The sequence below is a fragment of the Streptomyces sp. bgisy027 genome, from assembly GCF_057710365.1.
Window position 1 is genome coordinate 56,925 of the sequence record NZ_JBYIVZ010000048.1, and the last position, 16,790, is coordinate 73,714.

The 16,790-nt window shown below is 69.3% G+C and carries 16 protein-coding genes; 7 read left to right on the plus strand and 9 right to left on the minus strand.

Going from position 1 to position 16,790, the window contains the following annotated elements; all coding sequences use genetic code 11:
- Positions 1 to 34: 34 nt before the first annotated feature.
- The gene (gene thiC / locus AC3ETA_RS36700; RefSeq protein WP_432197219.1) at positions 35 to 1,855 is read right to left on the minus strand and encodes a phosphomethylpyrimidine synthase ThiC; all 1,821 of its coding nucleotides are present in this window, start codon (positions 1,853 to 1,855) and stop codon (positions 35 to 37) included.
- Positions 1,856 to 2,342: 487 nt separating this feature from the next.
- Here thiC and AC3ETA_RS36705 point away from each other — a divergent pair, with 487 nt between their 5' ends.
- Positions 2,343 to 3,998, plus strand: a complete 1,656-nt coding sequence (locus AC3ETA_RS36705) for a YibE/F family protein (protein WP_432197233.1) — start codon at positions 2,343 to 2,345, stop codon at positions 3,996 to 3,998.
- Between the two features lie 543 nt (positions 3,999 to 4,541).
- Here AC3ETA_RS36705 and AC3ETA_RS36710 read toward each other — a convergent pair.
- From AC3ETA_RS36710 to AC3ETA_RS36725, 4 genes are all read right to left on the minus strand, one after another.
- Positions 4,542 to 4,979: an SsgA family sporulation/cell division regulator gene (locus tag AC3ETA_RS36710; RefSeq protein ID WP_030957553.1), complete on the minus strand. Its 438-nt coding sequence runs from the start codon at positions 4,977 to 4,979 to the stop codon at positions 4,542 to 4,544.
- 97 nt (positions 4,980 to 5,076) lie between these two features.
- Positions 5,077 to 5,937, minus strand: coding sequence for an IclR family transcriptional regulator (locus AC3ETA_RS36715; RefSeq protein ID WP_432197220.1), 861 nt, complete (start codon positions 5,935 to 5,937; stop codon positions 5,077 to 5,079).
- A gap of 195 nt (positions 5,938 to 6,132) precedes the next feature.
- The gene (locus AC3ETA_RS36720) at positions 6,133 to 6,345 is read right to left on the minus strand and encodes a DUF5326 family protein (protein WP_030820182.1); all 213 of its coding nucleotides are present in this window, start codon (positions 6,343 to 6,345) and stop codon (positions 6,133 to 6,135) included.
- 162 nt (positions 6,346 to 6,507) lie between these two features.
- Positions 6,508 to 6,825, minus strand: a complete 318-nt coding sequence (locus AC3ETA_RS36725; RefSeq protein ID WP_432197221.1) for a cupin domain-containing protein — start codon at positions 6,823 to 6,825, stop codon at positions 6,508 to 6,510.
- A gap of 60 nt (positions 6,826 to 6,885) precedes the next feature.
- Between AC3ETA_RS36725 and AC3ETA_RS36730 the strand changes: the two genes are divergently transcribed.
- The 5 genes from AC3ETA_RS36730 (at position 6,886) to AC3ETA_RS36750 (ending at position 10,820) form a co-directional block, all read left to right on the plus strand.
- A complete protein-coding gene (locus AC3ETA_RS36730; RefSeq protein ID WP_432197222.1) occupies positions 6,886 to 7,263 on the plus strand; it encodes a phage holin family protein in 378 nt (125 codons plus the stop codon).
- A gap of 7 nt (positions 7,264 to 7,270) precedes the next feature.
- On the plus strand, positions 7,271 to 7,813 hold the full coding sequence (locus tag AC3ETA_RS36735; protein WP_432197223.1) for a low molecular weight protein-tyrosine-phosphatase: 543 nt from the start codon (positions 7,271 to 7,273) through the stop codon (positions 7,811 to 7,813).
- Positions 7,810 to 8,961, plus strand: coding sequence for a cystathionine gamma-lyase (locus AC3ETA_RS36740; protein ID WP_432197224.1), 1,152 nt, complete (start codon positions 7,810 to 7,812; stop codon positions 8,959 to 8,961). Before AC3ETA_RS36735 ends, AC3ETA_RS36740 begins: the two co-directional genes overlap by 4 nt.
- 312 nt (positions 8,962 to 9,273) lie before the next feature.
- Complete coding sequence (locus AC3ETA_RS36745; RefSeq protein ID WP_432197225.1) at positions 9,274 to 10,179, plus strand: LysR family transcriptional regulator; 906 nt, start codon at positions 9,274 to 9,276, stop codon at positions 10,177 to 10,179.
- 158 nt (positions 10,180 to 10,337) lie between these two features.
- On the plus strand, positions 10,338 to 10,820 hold the full coding sequence (locus tag AC3ETA_RS36750; RefSeq protein ID WP_030967399.1) for an NUDIX domain-containing protein: 483 nt from the start codon (positions 10,338 to 10,340) through the stop codon (positions 10,818 to 10,820).
- Between the two features lie 2 nt (positions 10,821 to 10,822).
- Here AC3ETA_RS36750 and AC3ETA_RS36755 read toward each other — a convergent pair whose 3' ends face one another.
- Together AC3ETA_RS36755 and AC3ETA_RS36760 are read right to left on the minus strand one after the other, a co-directional pair.
- Positions 10,823 to 12,583 carry a globin domain-containing protein gene (locus AC3ETA_RS36755; protein WP_432197226.1) on the minus strand — a complete coding sequence of 587 codons (1,761 nt, stop codon included), beginning with the start codon at positions 12,581 to 12,583 and terminating at the stop codon, positions 10,823 to 10,825.
- 414 nt (positions 12,584 to 12,997) lie between these two features.
- Positions 12,998 to 13,630: an HAD family hydrolase gene (locus AC3ETA_RS36760; RefSeq protein WP_432197227.1), complete on the minus strand. Its 633-nt coding sequence runs from the start codon at positions 13,628 to 13,630 to the stop codon at positions 12,998 to 13,000.
- 269 nt (positions 13,631 to 13,899) lie between these two features.
- Between AC3ETA_RS36760 and AC3ETA_RS36765 the strand changes: the two genes are divergently transcribed.
- Positions 13,900 to 14,766: a GNAT family N-acetyltransferase gene (locus tag AC3ETA_RS36765; protein ID WP_432197228.1), complete on the plus strand. Its 867-nt coding sequence runs from the start codon at positions 13,900 to 13,902 to the stop codon at positions 14,764 to 14,766.
- Between the two features lie 117 nt (positions 14,767 to 14,883).
- On the opposite strand, the gene AC3ETA_RS36770 is transcribed toward AC3ETA_RS36765, so the two are convergent.
- Both AC3ETA_RS36770 and AC3ETA_RS36775 read right to left on the minus strand, forming a co-directional pair.
- Positions 14,884 to 15,306 (minus strand): GlcG/HbpS family heme-binding protein, encoded by a 423-nt coding sequence (locus AC3ETA_RS36770; protein ID WP_432197229.1) that lies wholly within the window; start codon positions 15,304 to 15,306, stop codon positions 14,884 to 14,886.
- 124 nt (positions 15,307 to 15,430) lie between these two features.
- Positions 15,431 to 16,642 carry an MFS transporter gene (locus AC3ETA_RS36775; protein WP_432197230.1) on the minus strand — a complete coding sequence of 404 codons (1,212 nt, stop codon included), beginning with the start codon at positions 16,640 to 16,642 and terminating at the stop codon, positions 15,431 to 15,433.
- Positions 16,643 to 16,790 lie beyond the last annotated feature (148 nt).

Genomic DNA, 16,790 nt, shown 5'->3' on the forward strand with positions numbered 1-16,790 from the left:
TGCCCCGCGCCGATGGGCAGCGCCTGAACACGCATCAATCCGCGAGCGGCAGGTACACCCGGTTCCCGCTCGCCGCGAACTCCTTCGACTTCTGGAGCATCCCTTCCGCGATCTCCTCCTGTGACGCCCCCTCAGCAGCCGCACCGCCGAACCGCTCTGTGATGCTTTGACTGATCTTCATCGAGCAGAACTTCGGCCCGCACATGGAGCAGAAGTGGGCCGTCTTGGCGGGCTCGGCCGGCAGGGTCTCATCGTGGAACTCCCGTGCCGTGTCCGGGTCCAGGGCGAGGTTGAACTGGTCCTCCCACCGGAACTCGAAGCGGGCGTCGGACAACGCGTCGTCCCACTCCTGCGCACCGGGGTGTCCCTTGGCCAGATCGGCCGCGTGGGCGGCGATCTTGTAGGTGATGACGCCGGTCTTGACGTCGTCACGGTTGGGCAGGCCCAGGTGCTCCTTGGGCGTGACGTAGCAGAGCATGGCCGTGCCCCACCAGGCGATCATCGCGGCACCGATGCCGGACGTGATGTGGTCGTACGCCGGGGCGATGTCCGTGGTCAGCGGGCCGAGCGTATAGAACGGAGCTTCATCGCAGATCTCCTGCTGAAGGTCGATGTTCTCCTTGATCTTGTGCATCGGGACGTGCCCCGGGCCCTCGATCATGGTCTGTACGTTGAAACGCTTGGCGATCTGGTTGAGTTCCCCGAGCGTCCTCAACTCCGCGAACTGCGCCTCGTCGTTGGCGTCCGCGATCGAGCCGGGCCGCAGGCCGTCGCCGAGCGAGTACGTGACGTCGTAGGCCGCGAGGATCTCGCAGAGTTCCTCGAAGTTCTCGTACAGGAAGCTCTCCTTGTGGTGGGCCAGGCACCACGCCGCCATGATCGAGCCGCCGCGCGAGACGATGCCGGTCTTGCGGTTGGCCGTGAGCGGAACGTACGGCAGACGGACGCCCGCGTGGACGGTCATGTAGTCCACGCCCTGCTCGGCCTGCTCGATGACCGTGTCCTTGTAGATCTCCCAGGTCAGCTCCTCGGCGCGGCCGTCGACCTTCTCCAGCGCCTGGTAGAGCGGCACCGTGCCGATCGGCACGGGGGAGTTGCGCAGCACCCATTCACGAGTCGTGTGGATGTTGCGGCCGGTTGACAGGTCCATGACCGTATCGGCGCCCCAGCGCGTCGCCCAGGTCATCTTCTCGACCTCCTCCTCGATGGAGGAGGTGACCGCGGAGTTGCCGATGTTGGCGTTGACCTTCACCAGGAACCGCTTGCCGATGATCATCGGCTCGATCTCCGGGTGATTGACGTTGGCGGGCAGCACCGCCCGGCCCGCGGCGATCTCCTCACGGACCACCTCGGGAGAGACGTTCTCCCTGATGGCCACGTACTCCATCTCGGGTGTGATCTCGCCCCGGCGTGCGTAGGCGAGCTGCGTGACCGCCTGACCCTCACGGCCGCGACGGGGCTGACGCGGACGTCCGGGGAAGACCGCGTCGAGGTTGCGCAGACCGCCGCGCGGCGAGGTGTGCTTGATGCCGTCATCCTCGGGACGGACGGGACGTCCCGCGTACTCCGCGGTGTCGCCGCGAGCGATGATCCAGTTCTCCCGCAGCGGGGGGAGACCCCTGCGAACGTCGGTGTCGGCCACCGGATCGGTATACGGGCCCGATGTGTCGTACAGCGTGACGGACTGCCCGTTGGTGAGGTGCACCTGGCGGACCGGCACCCGCAGATCGGGGCGCGAGCCCTCGACATACGCCTTGTGCCAGCCGATGGACTTCCCGGCCTCCGTGGACGTTTCACCCTGAATGGGCTGTTCGTCCTGGCTGGAGGCAGGCGTGCGCGCGTCCTTGATGGTCATGAGACCTACTCCCTACGCCGGCATTACCCGGTAACAGGTTCGGCGGTCGACGCAGCGGTATCCGTCTGCCGACGTTTCGTGTGCAACATCACTCGCGATGAGTGATGTTTCATGTGAAACATCGCTGGGACGGAGGTCAGCGCCCTCTCAGCCCGGTGCTCCGAGCTCCCGCGTGTACAAAGGTGGCTCCACGCTAGCGTCAATTCGGGCGCGCTGAACAGAGGGCCCCCACCGTTCTTGCGATGATCGGGCGGTGACCACGACGCATGAGCCTCCGTACCCACCGCCCGATCCGCCCCGCGGCTCGGGTTCCGGAAACGACCCCGGAAACGGCCCCGCACAGGGCAACGGCCGTACGGACGGCCGGGGTTCGGGCGTCCCCGGAGGCGGATACGACGGTGGATTCGACCGTGGCGCTGCGGGCTTCCCCGACGGTCGCACGACTGACACCGGCGGTTGGCACGCGCACGACCTTCGTCCCGGCGGGATGCAGGAGCCGCGTGACGGAGGCGGCGACTGGCACGAACCCGGTCCTCGGCCCGGAGGTTCACAGGAGCACGCCGGCGGAGCCGGTGGCCCGCACAGTCGTGGGCACGGCTCCGGTGGCCCGTACCGGCAGGGACCCTGTCCGGGCGGTCGTCCCAGCCCCGATGCCGGTGGTGGCCACGGTCACGGCCCCGGATCCGGCGGCGGGCGGGGCAGCGGCGGTGGCGGTGGCGGTGGCGGTGGCGGTGGCGGTGGCGGTGGCGGTGGCGGTGGCGGTGGCAATGACGGTCATGGGCATGGGCCCGGGCAGGGCCACGGACACTCGCACAGTCACGCCCACGGTCCCGCGGCTCCGGTCTCCCGGCATCTGCGCAAGGTCATCGCGGCGGTTCTGATCCCGTTCGCCGCGGCGGTGGTGGTCGGTCTCGTGGTGCTGTGGCCGGGCGGTGCCCCGGGGCACGAGCGCACGGGGGTCGGCTTCGACCGGCAGACGCAGCAGGCCACGGTCACCAAGGTCGTCGAGCTGAGCTGCAAGGACGTCAACGCCTCGGCGGTGCCGCCGACCGGCGACACCTCCACAGCCGAGGGTTCCTCCGCGGTCCAGCAGGAGAGCGGCACCTGCAAGAAGGCGACGATCCGGGTCGACACCGGCAAGGACAAGGGCCGTACGTTCACGGAGATCGTGCAGCCCGACCAGTCCCGCCAGTTGCACGAGGGCCAGGAGGTCGTGGTCGCCTACGAGCCCTCCGCGCCCAAGGACCTCCAGTACTCGGTCACCGATGTCAACCGGCGCGTTCCGCTGTCGGTGCTCGCCGGCATCTTCGCCATCGCCGTCGTGGTCGTCGGCCGACTGCGGGGCGTGATGGCGCTGATCTCGCTGGCCATCAGCTTCATGGTGCTCAACTTCTTCATCCTGCCCGCGATCCTCCAGGGCTCGAACCCGCTGGTCGTGGCGGTCGTCGGGTCGAGCGCGATCATGCTGATCGCCCTCTATCTGTGCCACGGCCTGTCGGCCCGGACATCGGTCGCGGTGCTCGGCACACTGATCTCGCTGCTGCTGATCGGCATCCTCGGCTCGGTGTTCATCGACTGGGCCGCGCTCACCGGCAACACCGACGACAACACCGGCCTCATCCACGGGCTGTATCCCTCCATCGACATGAGCGGTCTGCTGCTGGCGGGCATCATCATCGGTTCGCTCGGTGTCCTCGACGACGTGACGGTCACGCAGACCTCCGCGGTCTGGGAGCTGCACGAGGCCAACCCCACCATGGGCTGGCGCGGGCTGTACCGGGCCGGCATCCGCATCGGCCGGGACCACATCGCCTCCGTCGTCAACACCCTCGTCCTCGCCTATGCGGGCGCCGCGCTGCCACTGCTGCTGCTCTTCTCGATCGCGCAGAGCAGCGTCGGCACGGTCGCCAACAGCGAGTTGGTCGCGGAGGAGATCGTGCGCACGCTGGTGGGCTCCATCGGCCTGGTCGCGTCGGTCCCGGTGACCACCGCCCTCGCGGCCCTGGTGGTCTCGGCCGACCGCCCGGAGACGGGCTCGGTGCCGGCCGGTGCCCGGCCGGTCCCCGCGGGCGCCCAGCCGGGCGCGGGAGGCGCTCAGCCGGGCCCCAGGCCGGGCGGGCGTGGCCGCCGGCGGAAGCGCTGACGCAGGGCGACGGCGAGCGCCGGGAGGGCGACGGAAGCCTTGCGCGCGGACGTGCCTGAAGCCGTGCCGGGCGAAGAGGTGGAAGCCGTGCCCACGGAGGACCTCCAGTCGTCTCGGCGGAGGACCTCAAGTCGTCTCGGCGGAGGACCTCAAGTCGTCTCGGCGGATGGCCTCAAGCCGCACCGGCGGAGGGGCTCAAGCCACACCGGCGAAGGACCTCAAGCGACACCGGCGAAGGACCTCAAGCCACATGGGCGAAGAACCTCAAGCGACACCGGCGGAGGGCCTCAAGCCGCACCGGCGAAGGACCTCAGGCCGTACCGGCGAAGAGCCTCAGGCCGTACCGGCGGAGCGGCAGAGGCGCCAGCGGCGACGGCCGGCCGGCCCAGGCGTCGGCCCCCTCAAGAGCTTCCAACCGCTGCGGCCGACTTCGCCCATCCGGCGGAGCGCAAAGCACACCCGGCGCACGAGGAGCGCTCCCACGCGCCCCTTACGCACCGCTGAAGCGTTACGCCACCCCCTGCATCGCACCGCCGCAACGCTTCAGCCGGCGCTCTGCTCCTCCGCGAGGATGCGGTCCAGGGCCTCGTCGAGATGGGCGTCGAAGTCGGCGAGCGCGCCCTCCTGCCCCAGCGGCACCAGCTTGTCGGTGCGGTCGAGGAAAGCCACCAGCGGTGCCACCGAGGACCGGAACAGCGCCTGGTCGGCACCGACCTGCAGCCGGATCAGAACATCCCCCAGCGTCTCGGAACCGGCAGGTGAGACGCGTACATCGCCCTCCCCGCACGGCCTGCCCACCCCGTCCACCAGCAGCTCCCGACCGAAGGCCCAGGTCACCGGGGCATCCCCGGGCAGGTGGAAGGTCAGCCGTACCGCATAGGGATCGCAGGTCTCGTAGCGCAGCTCGACCGGGATGCGGAACGCGAGCTCCTCGGACACGAGAAAGCTCATCATGACCTCTGCCTGTACGGACTCTCGCATCGCCTACCCCGTCGGTTGCCTTCGACTGGCCGGGACCGGACCCCAGGCCTGGTGGAATCTTGCTGAAAGTACACGAGAGATCACAAGGAGTGAGTTTTCAGATACTGATAGAGATCGCCAGTGACCCCAGGAGCCGCCCGACCTCCTCCTGGAGCTGCCGCGCCGCCGACAGCAGTCGGTCGGACTGCTGGACGGGCAGCGAGATGGCCATCGTCGCGGCCGTGGTGCCCAACGTGATCGGGATCGCCGCGCACACCGTGCCCAGCGCGTACTCCTGACGCTCGACCACCGGCTCCATCCTGCGGACCCGTTCGAGGCGGCGGAGCAGCGAGCCGCCGTCACGCACCGTGTACGGGGTGATGGACTGCACGGGGTGGCGTTCGAGGTGGTCACGCCGGGCGTCCTCGTCGAGCTGGGACAGCAGGCACTGGCCGATGGCGTGCGCGTGGCCGGTCTCGCGGAAGTCGGCCCACTCCTCGACCGCCGGGTTGCCGGGGGTGTCGGAGACGCACACGACCTCGATCTCGCCGTCGCGGTACTGGGCGTAGTACACGGGCACACCGATGGCGTCCCGGCACTGGGCGAGTGTGTCGGCGACCGTGCTGCGACGTTTCTGCTCGGCTCCGCTGCTGCTGAGCCGCACGGCTGCCTCGCCGAGGAAGAACAGCCCTTTGTCGCGGCGCAGATAGCCCTCGTGCACCAGCGTGCGCAGCAGGTGGTACGCCGTGGGCAGGGCCAGGCCCGTCTCACGGGCGAGTTGCTTGGCGGGGGCGCCGTACTCGTGCTCGGCGACGCGTTCCAGCAGGCGCATCGCACGCTGGACGGATCCGATGAGGGTCACGGAGTTCGACGGCTCGGAGGGCTCCGGAGAGGCCTGCCGCGGCACCTGGGGTACGGCGGAGCGCGGCCGGGCCGGGGGTGCGTGGGGGTCCGAGGGTGCGGTGTCTACCTTGGCCAAGGGTCACTCCCGAAGCGCGAGGGGGGCAGCCCGTGCGGGAACACGGGTGGGGTGTACGCCGCTCGCGGGGCCGGTCCCCGCGTCGATTTCCGGACTCTATTGGCCCGCCACCGCCTGCGGTCGCCCCGTACGGGAAACTTCCCTCGCGCGAGGGAACCGGTGATTCCTGTTACCGACCACCGGTCCCCACGGCCCTCACCAGTCGCTGCGTGACGAAGAACTCGACATGAACTTCCGTACGACGTAGATCAGCCCACCGACCAGTGCCACGAAGACCAGCACCTTGAAGAGCAGTCCGATCACGAATCCGACCACGCTGGCTATCAGCCCGCCGAACACGACCAGGGCGATGACCGGCACCGCGATCCACTTAACCCACCACGGCAGTCCTGCGAAGATCTCACGCATCGCCCTTGTCCTTACCTCTCCGCCCGTCCTGTGCCGGGTCCCGATGTCGGCGAATCTGCTGATTCCCTGCACTCGATGCTAGGACGGTCAGGTGCCCTCGCGGGGCCCTCGCAGCCCTTGTCCTCCCCTGATCGAACCCCTAGGGAACCCCGAGGCCGAAGGTCAGCTCTCGGGCGGAGAGAACACCACGAGCACCCTCAGGTCCTCGCTGATGTGGTGGAACTTGTGGGCGACCCCGGCCGGCACGTACACCACGCTGCCGCGCGCCACGTGCGTGGTCTCCATGCCGACGGTGATCTGGGCGCGGCCGCTCACAACGAAGTAGACCTCGTCCTGGTTGTGCGGCTTCTGTGGATCGTGGTCGCCGGCGTCGAGCGCGTACAGGCCGACCGACATGTTCCGCTCCCGCAGAAACTGCAGGTAGGCGCCCTCGTTGGCGGCGCGCTCCGCCTCCAGTTCGTCCAGCCGGAATGCCTTCATCGCTGTCGTCCGCCCTCATCCCAGTGCTCGTGACCGATCTCGTCTGCCACGATCAGACACATGAAGAATTTCGTAGTCAAGACGATCGCCAACGCGGGCGCCCTGGCGGTCGCCGTCTGGCTGCTCGACAAGATCACTCTCACCGGTGACAGCACGGGCAAGCAGATAGGCACCCTGCTCCTCGTCGCGCTGATCTTCGGCCTGGTGAACTTCCTGGTCAAGCCGATAGTCAAGCTTTTCAGCCTGCCTCTGCTCATTCTGACGCTCGGCCTGTTCACGCTGGTCGTCAACGCGCTGATGCTGTTGCTGACCTCGTGGTTCGCCGACAAGCTCGACCTGAGCTTCCATGTCGAGGGCTTCTGGACGGCCGTACTCGGCGGCCTGATCATCTCGATCGTCTCCTGGGCGCTCAACCTCGCCCTGCCCGACGGGGACTGAGGACCCGATGACCTATCGCGTCTGCTTCGTCTGCACCGGCAACATCTGTCGCTCGCCGATGGCCGAAGCCGTCTTCCGCGCCCGCGTGGCGGAAGCCGGACTCGACGACCGGGTCGAGGTCGACAGCGCCGGCACCGGCGGCTGGCACGAGGGCGACCCGGCGGATCCGCGCACGGTCTCCGTCCTGGAGGAGCACGGCTATGACGGCGGTCACACGGCCCGTCAGTTCCAGCCGTCCTGGTTCGCCCGTCTCGACCTCGTGATCGCCCTCGACACCGGGCATCTCAAGGCCCTGCGGCGCCTCGCTCCTTCGCCGCAGGACGCGGCGAAGGTACGGATGCTGCGTTCCTACGCCCACCCGTCGCCCGACCACCACCGCTCGACGAGTGCTTCGCACGCCCCTTCCGATGCGGCCGGCGACGACCTCGACGTGCCGGATCCGTACTACGGCGGCAGGGACGGCTTCGAGGAGTGCCTCGCCATGGTGGAGGCGGCGAGCACGGGCCTGCTCGCCGCGGTCCGCGAACAAGTGGAGGGACACGCGGCATGAGCGACCCGGGCCCCCAGGGGCTGCCTTCCGGTGGCGACGGCACGCGCGCGGTGCGGGCTGGCCTGCCCGAGCCGGTCAAGTACGAGCCGACCCTGCCGGGTCCGGTGTTCGCCGCCCACTTTCACCTGCCGGGCGAGCCGACGGGGCCGTACACCTACGGACGGGACGAGAACCCGACCTGGACGCTGCTGGAGCGCGCTGTCGGCGAGCTGGAGGCGCCGGGGGAGGACGGCGTCGAGACGCTGGTCTTCGCCTCGGGCATGGCCGCCGTCTCGTCGGTGCTCTTCTCGCAGCTGCGGTCCGGTGACGTGGTCGTCCTGCCCGGCGACGGCTATCAGGCACTGCCTCTGGTGCGCGCGCAGCTGGAGGCGTACGGCGTCGAGGTGCGCACCGCGCCGACCGGCGGGGACGCCCAGCTCGACGTCCTGGACGGCGCGAAACTGCTGTGGATCGAGACGCCGTCCAACCCCGGCCTCGACGTGTGCGACATCCGGCGGCTCGCTTCGGAGGCTCACGCGCGGGGCGCTCTCGTCGCCGTCGACAACACGCTCGCGACGCCGCTCGGGCAGCGCCCGCTGGAACTCGGCGCCGACTTCTCGGTGGCCAGCGGCACCAAGCAGCTGACGGGGCACGGCGACCTGCTGCTGGGGTACGTCACGGGCCGCGACGCCGAGGCCATGTCCGCGGTGCGGAGGTGGCGCAAGATCATCGGGGCGATCCCGGGTCCCATGGAGGCCTGGCTCGCCCATCGTTCGCTCGCCACGCTCCACCTGCGTGCGGAGCGGCAGAGCGCCAATGCCCTCGCGGTGGCCGAGGCGTTGCGGGACTGGCCGGAAGAGCTCGGTGTGCGTTATCCGGGGCTGCCCACCGACCCCTCGCACCCGATCGCCTCAAAGCAGATGCGGCGCTACGGGTGCGTGGTGTCCTTCACGCTGCCCACACGCACGCGTGCCGAGCGCTTCCTGGACACCCTGCGGCTCGTCGACGACGCGACCAGCTTCGGCGGAGTGCGCTCCACGGCCGAGCGGCGCGGCCGCTGGGGCGGCGACGCCGTACCGGAGGGCTTCATCCGCATGTCGGTCGGCGCGGAGGATCCGGAGGATCTGGTGGCCGATGTGCAGCGGGCGTTGGACGAATCGGCTGGGTGAGCGGGGCTGCCGCCGCGGCCGTCGGTGAGCGGGGGCGCGGCTGTGTTCGTGCGTGCCCGGGCGCCGTCGTGGCCGTCCGCGGCTGGGCCGGCCCTGTGCCCGTCGACGGTCCGATGCGTCGAACGGGCGGTCCGAGCCTCCCCCCTCGTGGCTCGGACCGCCCTCGGTTCCGCGCGCGAAGAACCGCGCGAACAAGGCTAGTTGACTCTCTGTCAGTGTCCAATCACAGTAGCGACAGAGACCTATCGACTTATTTATAGTTGGGCCCTGCCCTGAGGGTGGGGAGAAGGGCGGGGAAGGGGAGCGTCGGGAATGGATCTGGCCTTGTTGCGCACCTTTGTGACCGTGCACCGGGCCGGCTCCTTCACTCGCGCCGCCGCGCTGCTGGGGCTGTCCCAGCCGGCGGTGACCTCGCAGATCCGGACCCTGGAGCGGCAGTTGGGCCGCCCCCTGTTCCTGCGCCAGGCCCGCGGGGTGACCCCCACGACCATCGGCGACGAGCTCGCCCACAAGGCCGCGCCGCATCTCGACGCCCTGGTCGAGATCACCGAGACCGGCCTCGACGACGAGTCCTCCCTACGGTCCCTGCACCTCGCCGGCCCGCCTGAGTTCACGGCCGAGCGCGCGCTGCCCGCGCTCACCGAGCTGACCGGCGAGGACGGCCAGGGCTTCGCGTTGCGCGCGTCCTTCGGGAACGCCGAGGAGGCCCTGGAAGGGCTGGCCGCCGGACATCAGGATCTGGCCATCAGTACGGCCCGTCCGCGCGGCGCCCTGCTCACAGCGACTCCGCTCTGCGACGAGGAGCACGTGCTTGTCGCCGCTCCCCGCTGGGTCGGCCGGATCGGCGAGGGCCGGCTGCGTCACAAGGGCGCGCACGCCCTGGAGGACGTCCCGGTGGTGGAGGTGCACGAGTCCCTCCCCTTCGTCTCCCGTTACTGGGCTTCGGTCTACGACTGCCGCCCCGCCGCACCGGGCACCGTGATCGTCCCCGACCTGCGCGCCGTCCTCGCCTGTGCGGTCGCGGGAGCCGGGCTCGCGGTACTGCCCCGCTATCTGTGTGCCACCACCCTGGAGCGCGGCGAGGTCGTCGCCCTGCACGATCCGCCGGTGCCGCCGCTGCGGACGTACTTCCTCGTGGTCCGCACCGGCACGCTGGCGATGCCGCATATCGCGCGGGCCCACGAGTGGCTGCTGCGAGCGGCCTCGGACTGGGCCTGAGCACGGCTGCCCGCCTGGACCTGAAGGGCGGGTTCCGACGGGTCCGAGCAGGGCTTTCCGGTCCATCTACGCCAGGCCGTCCGGGACATCACCCGTTGAACTCGACCGGTGACGTTTCGCGATGTTTCACGTGGAACCAGCCGGGCCACATTTCTCCCATGACCGTCCGACCCGTGGTCAAGCGCACCGCACGCGCCGTTCTGCTGGACGGCAATGACTTGATCCTGATCAAGCGCACCAAGCCCGGCATGGATCCGTACTGGCTCACGCCCGGTGGCGGCGTCGAGCCGACGGACGCGACCGTCGTCGACGCCCTGCACCGCGAGGTCTACGAGGAACTCGGCGCCAAGATCACCGATGTGGTGCCCTGCTTCGTCGACACCGTGGAGCACATCGGCGAGGACGGCGGAGCGACGGGTGTGAAGGTGCAGCACTTCTTCGTCTGCCACCTGGGATCCATGGACCCGTCCTTGCGCCATGGCCCCGAGGTGGACGAGCCCATCGGCGAGTACGAGATCGTGCGAGTGCCCTTCACCCGGGTCGGGATCGCGTCCGTCCATCTCGTGCCGCTGTCGCTGCGGCACTACCTCGACGGGAACATCGAGGGCGTGCGCGCGATGCACGCGCCCGACCTGGGCTGACCTCACATCGCGACGACGAGTTCCTCCACCGAGTCATGGCGTATGCGGTCGACCGGGATGCCGCTGGCCCTCAGTACGTCGACACCGCTGCGGATCATGCCGGGCGGACCGGAGACATAGGCGTCGTACTCGGTCCAGGGGCCGTACTCGCGTATGGCTTCGGGGAGCTGGAGCAGTCCCTGCCGGTCCACCACCGGGCGGACCTCCAGCCAGGGGTGGGACTGCTTGAGCCTGAGCATCGTGTCGATGTCGTAGAGGTCCTGGTCGGTACGGGCGCCGTAGAAGACCTCGACCGGTCGCCGCTCACCGTGCTCGGCCACGTCCTCGACCAGAGCCTTGATGGGCGCTATGCCGGTGCCGCCGCCCAGGCAGAGCAGCCCGCTGTCGGTCGTATGGTCCACGGTCATCGAGCCACCGGGCGGACCGAGCCGGATGATGTCGCCCGGCCGGGCGCGGTGCACCAGCGCGTTGGAGACCCAGCCCGCGGGCACGGCTTTCACATGGAACGTCAGCAGGCCGTCGGAGCGGGGCGCGGACGCGAAGGAGTAGTGCCGCCAGACCCGGGGCCACCATGGCGTCTCCACGCTCGTGTACTGCCCGGCGAGGAACGGATAGGGCTGGTCGGGGCGGACGGTGATGACTGCGACGTCGGAGGTTCGCAGCTCGTGCGACACGACCTCCGCGTACCACCAGGCGGGGGCGCGCAGTTCGTCGGCCGCGGCGGCGTCGATCATGACCTGGGAGATCGTCGTGTACGCCCGGACCCAGGCGGCCTCCATCTCCCCACTCCAGATGTCGGGCGCGTACTTGCTGAGCGCGCCGATCAGGCACTCGCCGACGGCCGGGTAGTGCTCGGGCCGGGTGCCGTACTTGCGATGGCCACGGCCGAGGTTCTGCAAGTAGTCGACGAGGACGGGCTTGTTGTCTATGTGCTCGGCCGCGGTGAGCAGGGCCTTCAGCAGCCGGTCGCGCTGGGTGTCCATCGCGGCGGGGAACAGGGACCGCAGGTCCGGGTGGCGTACGAAGAGCAGCGCGTAGAAGTACGAGGTGACCTTGTCCGCCACGGGGCCCACCTCGGCCATGGTCCGGCGGATCAGTACGGCGTCCGGGGAGGCGGGTTGGGCCGGTGCGGGGCGCTGGGACGGGATGTGCGGCTGCTGGGCGGGCTGTGCGCAGGCTGCCGGCTGCGAAGGGGACGTCGGCTGCGCGAGGGAGGTCGGCTGCGCGAGGGAGGTCGGCTGCGAAGAGGACGTCTCCTGCGCGGGAGGGGCGGGCGCCGCGACGGGCCCGGACGCCTCGAAGGCGTTGAAGGACGACGCCTGGGGCCGTGCCGGGGCGGCCTGGGCTGTGGCGTACGACGGTTGGCTGGAGGCCGGAGCGGTGGGGGGCGTCGGCTGCGGAGGCGGTATGTGCCCGGAGGCGGGCCGTTCAGGGGGCGCCGTCGAGGGCGGGGCCCCCTGTTGCGGTGCCCTCGTCTCGGCGCCCGTGTGATCGGGATCGGCTGCCCTCGCGCCAGCGCCGGTGGGATCGGGGCCGGCTGCCTGGTGTGCGTCGTCGGGGCCGGTGTCTCGGTCCTCAGCCGGCGGGGCCTGTGCCTCGGCCGTTGAGGTCCTGCCCACCGGGCGCATGGCGGCAAGTCGCCGGCCTTCAGTGGCTTCCTGTTCAGTGCCCGGAGTCGTCGCCGGCTGCTTGCGCGGCGTGAACCAGCCGCCCCCGCCGCCGGAAGTGCCGTTGTCGGCCGACGTGGTGGTCGGAGCGTCCATGGTGTGCCTCGCCTCGAACATCTTTCGGTCGGTCTGCGCACTTCCTCGATCGGAAGGTGCCTGATCCCCCGCGACGGCCTGCATTCCCCGTTCATTGCCGCGATCCAATACGGCCACAGTCAACCCGCATTAACACCCAGTACGGACAAGTAAGGCGAGAGTGTGACATTGGCCGCAGTGCTCTCACCGCAGCATCCCACCGAGCGCCAGCGCCCTGGCTCCATAACCGAGAATGCGGGTCTTCGATCTCTCCGTCCCATTACGCTGCTCTGCCTTGCGCTCGGTCCACGCCGGGAGTCTGGATCACAGCTCGGACACGAACCGGAGTCGACCCTACCGGCCAAGGCCCCGATCACAAGTCCCACCTTGCGTCCTCACGAATTGGGCGAGGGGACGAACGGTTAATTCCTTCAATTACCGGCCGCTGCGCACCAATTCATAGGCTTCCCATAGATCCATCCCCATGTAGGTATGGGTCGCAAGGCCGGCCAGATGGCCGTCCGCGTTGACCGCGACGGACACCGGAACAGCTCCGAACAGGGCTTTGTCCGACTGCGAGTCGCCATAGGCGATACATTCGGCTCGCGTCACACCGAACTCCTCACAGAGCAGGTCGGCGATGCGAACCTTCGCCTCGGCACTGAGCACTCCGGCCGGATCGACGGGCTCGGTGAATGGCACGGCCGGAAAGCGGGAGCCGTATGCCGCGTGTGCACCCCAGCCGGTCAGCCGTTCCACGAAGAATGAGGGCGAAAGCGAGATCACGGCACAGTAGTCGCCTTGCCCCCCGATCTCGGCCCAGACCTCCCGGATCCGGGCCATCCAAGGGGCGCCCTCGAAAGCAGCCGCCACATGGATCTCCGTGAGATCGGCCCAGAGCGCGTGCACCCTCTGCGCATACTCCGGAGGGCCGATCAGCCCTGCCGACACCTCCCGGTCGAGCGCGACCGCCTCCACCTCCAGCCCGAGCTGCCGTGAGATCTCCACGGGCGCAGATGTTCCACGCAGAAGCGTGCCGTCCAGGTCGAAGAGGTGAAGTCTCGCCATGAACCATGAGGCTAATGGCGAATGCCGCCAATCCCTTGGCCGATGCCGGTGACTGGGGAGCCGAAGGAGCTCGACGGACAGTCGCGATGCCTCTGGGCGGACATTCCGGTGAGGCCCTTTGGCAGATGCTCGCCGTTCGCCCATGTTTCACGTGAAACACCCAGCGTCCATCGGCGTGCTGTGCGGGCGCCCATGACATGGCCAAAAGGTCGTACGTCTCACCCGAAACTGGTGGACGATCAGGGCTGTTGTCAGACAGCCTGACCTGCGTGCCGACTCCTTCCCCCGCCGCTCTGCCCATCCGCCGTCTGACGCCTCGCGACCTCACCGCCTGCGCGGACTTGTCCGAGGATCGAGGCTGGCCCCGTGAGGAACACAAGTGGCAATTCCTGCTCACAGCAGGAAGGGGCTACGGCATCGACGACCCCGACGGTGGTCTCGTCAGCGCCTGCGTGGTCACGGAGTACGGTCCACGGGAGCGCCCCGAACTGGGAGCCATCGGCATGGTCCTGGTCGCCGAGCGGCATGCCCGCCAGGGCATCGGACGTCGCTTCATGCGTCACATCGTCGACTCGACGGGTACGACGCCGCTCACGCTGCACGCGACGCCGAACGGACGGCCGCTGTACGAGGAACTCGACTTCAAGGTCACCGGACGGGCGGAGATGCTGTGCGGACACTTCACGCCCGGTGGGTCGGCGCCCTCGATCACCACACGTGCCGCCACCGCCGAGGACCTCAGCACCATCGTGCGACTCGACGAGGAGGTGTTCGGTGCCGATCGCACGCACATCATCACGCGGCTGCCCGCCTTCGCCGACCAGTTGCGCGTCGCCGAGGAGGACGGCCTGATCATCGGCTACACGGGCGCCTGGCCCAACATGGACACGCACGTCGTGGGCCCGCTGATCGCCCGTGACACCGAGACCGCGAAGGCACTCATCGCCTCTCTCGCCGCCCACAGCGACCGCCCCCTGCGCACGGACATCGATGTGCGCCATGAGGAGTTGCTGGCCTGGGCGAAGGAGCACGGCCTGGCCTCCGTCGCGTTCAACTCGGTGATGACCTACGGCATCTCCGAGCTGCCCGGTGACTGGACCCGACGCTTCGCTCCGCTGACCGTCGCGGCGGGCTGAGGCGCGGACGCGCTGCGACACCCATGGAAGACGCCGGCCTGCGAGGGGCCGGCGTTTCTTCGTCGATGCGCAGGTGCTGTCGGACTGGGCCGATGTGCAGGTGCCGCGCAGGTCCCGTCAGCCGAGCGCCTCGATCGCGGAGGTGGCAAAGCCGTGGTCCTGGTCCGGCGCACCGCCGCCGACACCGATCGCGCCGATCAGCCGGCCGTCCCGGTGGACCGGCACACCGCCCGCGATGAACAGCAGCGGGCGATCGAGCGCGGTGGGCAGGGTGTGGAAGAGCCCTCCCGGCTGTACGGCGTCGACGAGGTCGGCGGTGGGGGTGTTGAGCTGGAGGGCCGTGTAGGCCTTGCGGGTGCTGGTCTCCCCGGCGATCAGCACGGCGCGGTCGTCACGGCGGAAGGCGAGCAGATGGCCTCCGGCGTCCAGAACGGTGACGCTCACGTTCACCCCCGCCGCCTCGGCAGCCTGGTGCGCGGCGGCGATGAGGAGGTCTGCGTCCTGGGTGGTCAGCGGGGCGACAGCGGTGGTGGTGCTCATCAGGGGGTTCTCCTTGCTGTGGGTACTGAAGTGGAGCGGTTGTGGTGTCGCGCCGGCAGACCACCGGCCCGCCACCGGGCGGGGAGGTGTGCGGGGGCGGCCCTGACCCCGCACAGGGGCCGGCTCAGTGGTGTACGGCGGCTCGCTGTTCGACGGGGGCACTGCCCGCGACGACGGCGCTGCCGGCGGCTCCGTCGCGGCGCTCCAGTGCGGCCGAGAGGAACGCGAGCAGCAGCGCGGACACGGCGAGGGCGGCGCCGACCCAGTTGGGCGACGTGTAGCCGAAGCCGCCGGCGATCACGATCCCGCCGAGCCAGGCGGCGAGGGCGTTGCCGAGATTGAAGGCGCCGATGTTCACGGCCGAGGCCAGCGTCGGGGCGCCGTGCGCCTGGTCGAGGACGCGCTTTTGCAGCGGGGGAACCGTGGCGAAGCCCAGAGCGCCGATCAGCGCGATGGTGACGGCCGCGAGGACCTTGTTGTGCGCCGTGAGTGTGAAGAGCGCGAGCACGACGGCGAGGGCGCCCAGAGAGACGTAGAGCATGGGCATCAGGGCGCGGTCGGCGTACTTGCCGCCGACCAGGTTGCCGCCGACCATGCCGAGTCCGAAGAGGACCAGCAGCCAGGTGACGGAGCCGTCGGCGAAGCCGGCGACCTGGGTCATCATCGGGGCGATGTAGGTGATGGCCGCGAAGACTCCGCCGAAGCCGAGGACCGTCATCGCCATGGCGAGCAGGACCTGGGCGTTCTTGAAGGCGGCGAGCTCATGGCGCAGGCGTACGCCCTCTGCCTTGGGCATGTCGGGGACGAGCTTGGCGATGCCGATCAGGCCGACGACGCCGAGGGCGGCGACGATGCCGAAGGTGACGCGCCAGCCGGCGGACTGTCCCACGAACGTGCCCAGTGGGACGCCGACCACGTTGGCGACGGTGAGACCGGTGAACATCATCGCGATGGCTCCGGCCTTCTTGTCCGGGGCTACCAGGTCGGCCGCGACGACCGAGCCGATGCCGAAGAAGGCACCGTGAGCAAGCGAGGCGATCACACGGCCGATCAGCATCACCGCGAAGGCGGGGGCAAAGGCGGACAGCAGGTTGCCGGCGATGAAGAGCACCATCAGCAGCATCAGCATCCGCTTGCGGGAGACCTTGGTGCCGAGCACGGTCATCAGCGGGGCGCCGAGGACCACGCCGAGCGCGTATCCGGTGACCAGCAGCCCGGCGGTGGGGATGGAGACGCCGAAGTCACCCGCGACCTCGGGCAGCAGACCCATGATCACGAACTCGGTCGTTCCGATTCCGAAGGCCCCGATCGCGAGGGCCAGAAGCGCGAGAGGCATGGAGGGACAACACCTTCCCAGAAGATTGCAGGAGCGCTTTACGTTCGAAGACAATACTTGCAGACGCGGCATAGTTGCAAGCGCAGGCTATTGCGATCCTGCTCTACCCTGGCTTCAGCCGCTCCGGGACGGAGGAACCGACATGACA

Bases quoted from the DNA above. Each gene is read 5' to 3' on its own strand.
- AC3ETA_RS36720 (WP_030820182.1), bottom strand. From the start codon at position 6,345: ATGCGTGAGATCTTCGCAGGACTGCCGTGGTGGGTTAAGTGGATCGCG.
- AC3ETA_RS36745 (WP_432197225.1), top strand. From the start codon at position 9,274: ATGGATCTGGCCTTGTTGCGCACCTTTGTGACCGTGCACCGGGCCGGC.
- AC3ETA_RS36730 (WP_432197222.1), top strand. From the start codon at position 6,886: ATGAAGAATTTCGTAGTCAAGACGATCGCCAACGCGGGCGCCCTGGCG.
- AC3ETA_RS36740 (WP_432197224.1), top strand. From the start codon at position 7,810: ATGAGCGACCCGGGCCCCCAGGGGCTGCCTTCCGGTGGCGACGGCACG.
- AC3ETA_RS36725 (WP_432197221.1), bottom strand. From the start codon at position 6,825: ATGAAGGCATTCCGGCTGGACGAACTGGAGGCGGAGCGCGCCGCCAAC.
- thiC (WP_432197219.1), bottom strand. From the start codon at position 1,855: ATGACCATCAAGGACGCGCGCACGCCTGCCTCCAGCCAGGACGAACAG.
- AC3ETA_RS36710 (WP_030957553.1), bottom strand. From the start codon at position 4,979: ATGCGAGAGTCCGTACAGGCAGAGGTCATGATGAGCTTTCTCGTGTCC.
- AC3ETA_RS36705 (WP_432197233.1), top strand. From the start codon at position 2,343: ATGCAGGAGCCGCGTGACGGAGGCGGCGACTGGCACGAACCCGGTCCT.
- AC3ETA_RS36775 (WP_432197230.1), bottom strand. From the start codon at position 16,642: ATGCCTCTCGCGCTTCTGGCCCTCGCGATCGGGGCCTTCGGAATCGGA.
- AC3ETA_RS36770 (WP_432197229.1), bottom strand. From the start codon at position 15,306: ATGAGCACCACCACCGCTGTCGCCCCGCTGACCACCCAGGACGCAGAC.
- AC3ETA_RS36760 (WP_432197227.1), bottom strand. From the start codon at position 13,630: ATGGCGAGACTTCACCTCTTCGACCTGGACGGCACGCTTCTGCGTGGA.
- AC3ETA_RS36735 (WP_432197223.1), top strand. From the start codon at position 7,271: ATGACCTATCGCGTCTGCTTCGTCTGCACCGGCAACATCTGTCGCTCG.
- AC3ETA_RS36755 (WP_432197226.1), bottom strand. From the start codon at position 12,583: ATGGACGCTCCGACCACCACGTCGGCCGACAACGGCACTTCCGGCGGC.
- AC3ETA_RS36750 (WP_030967399.1), top strand. From the start codon at position 10,338: ATGACCGTCCGACCCGTGGTCAAGCGCACCGCACGCGCCGTTCTGCTG.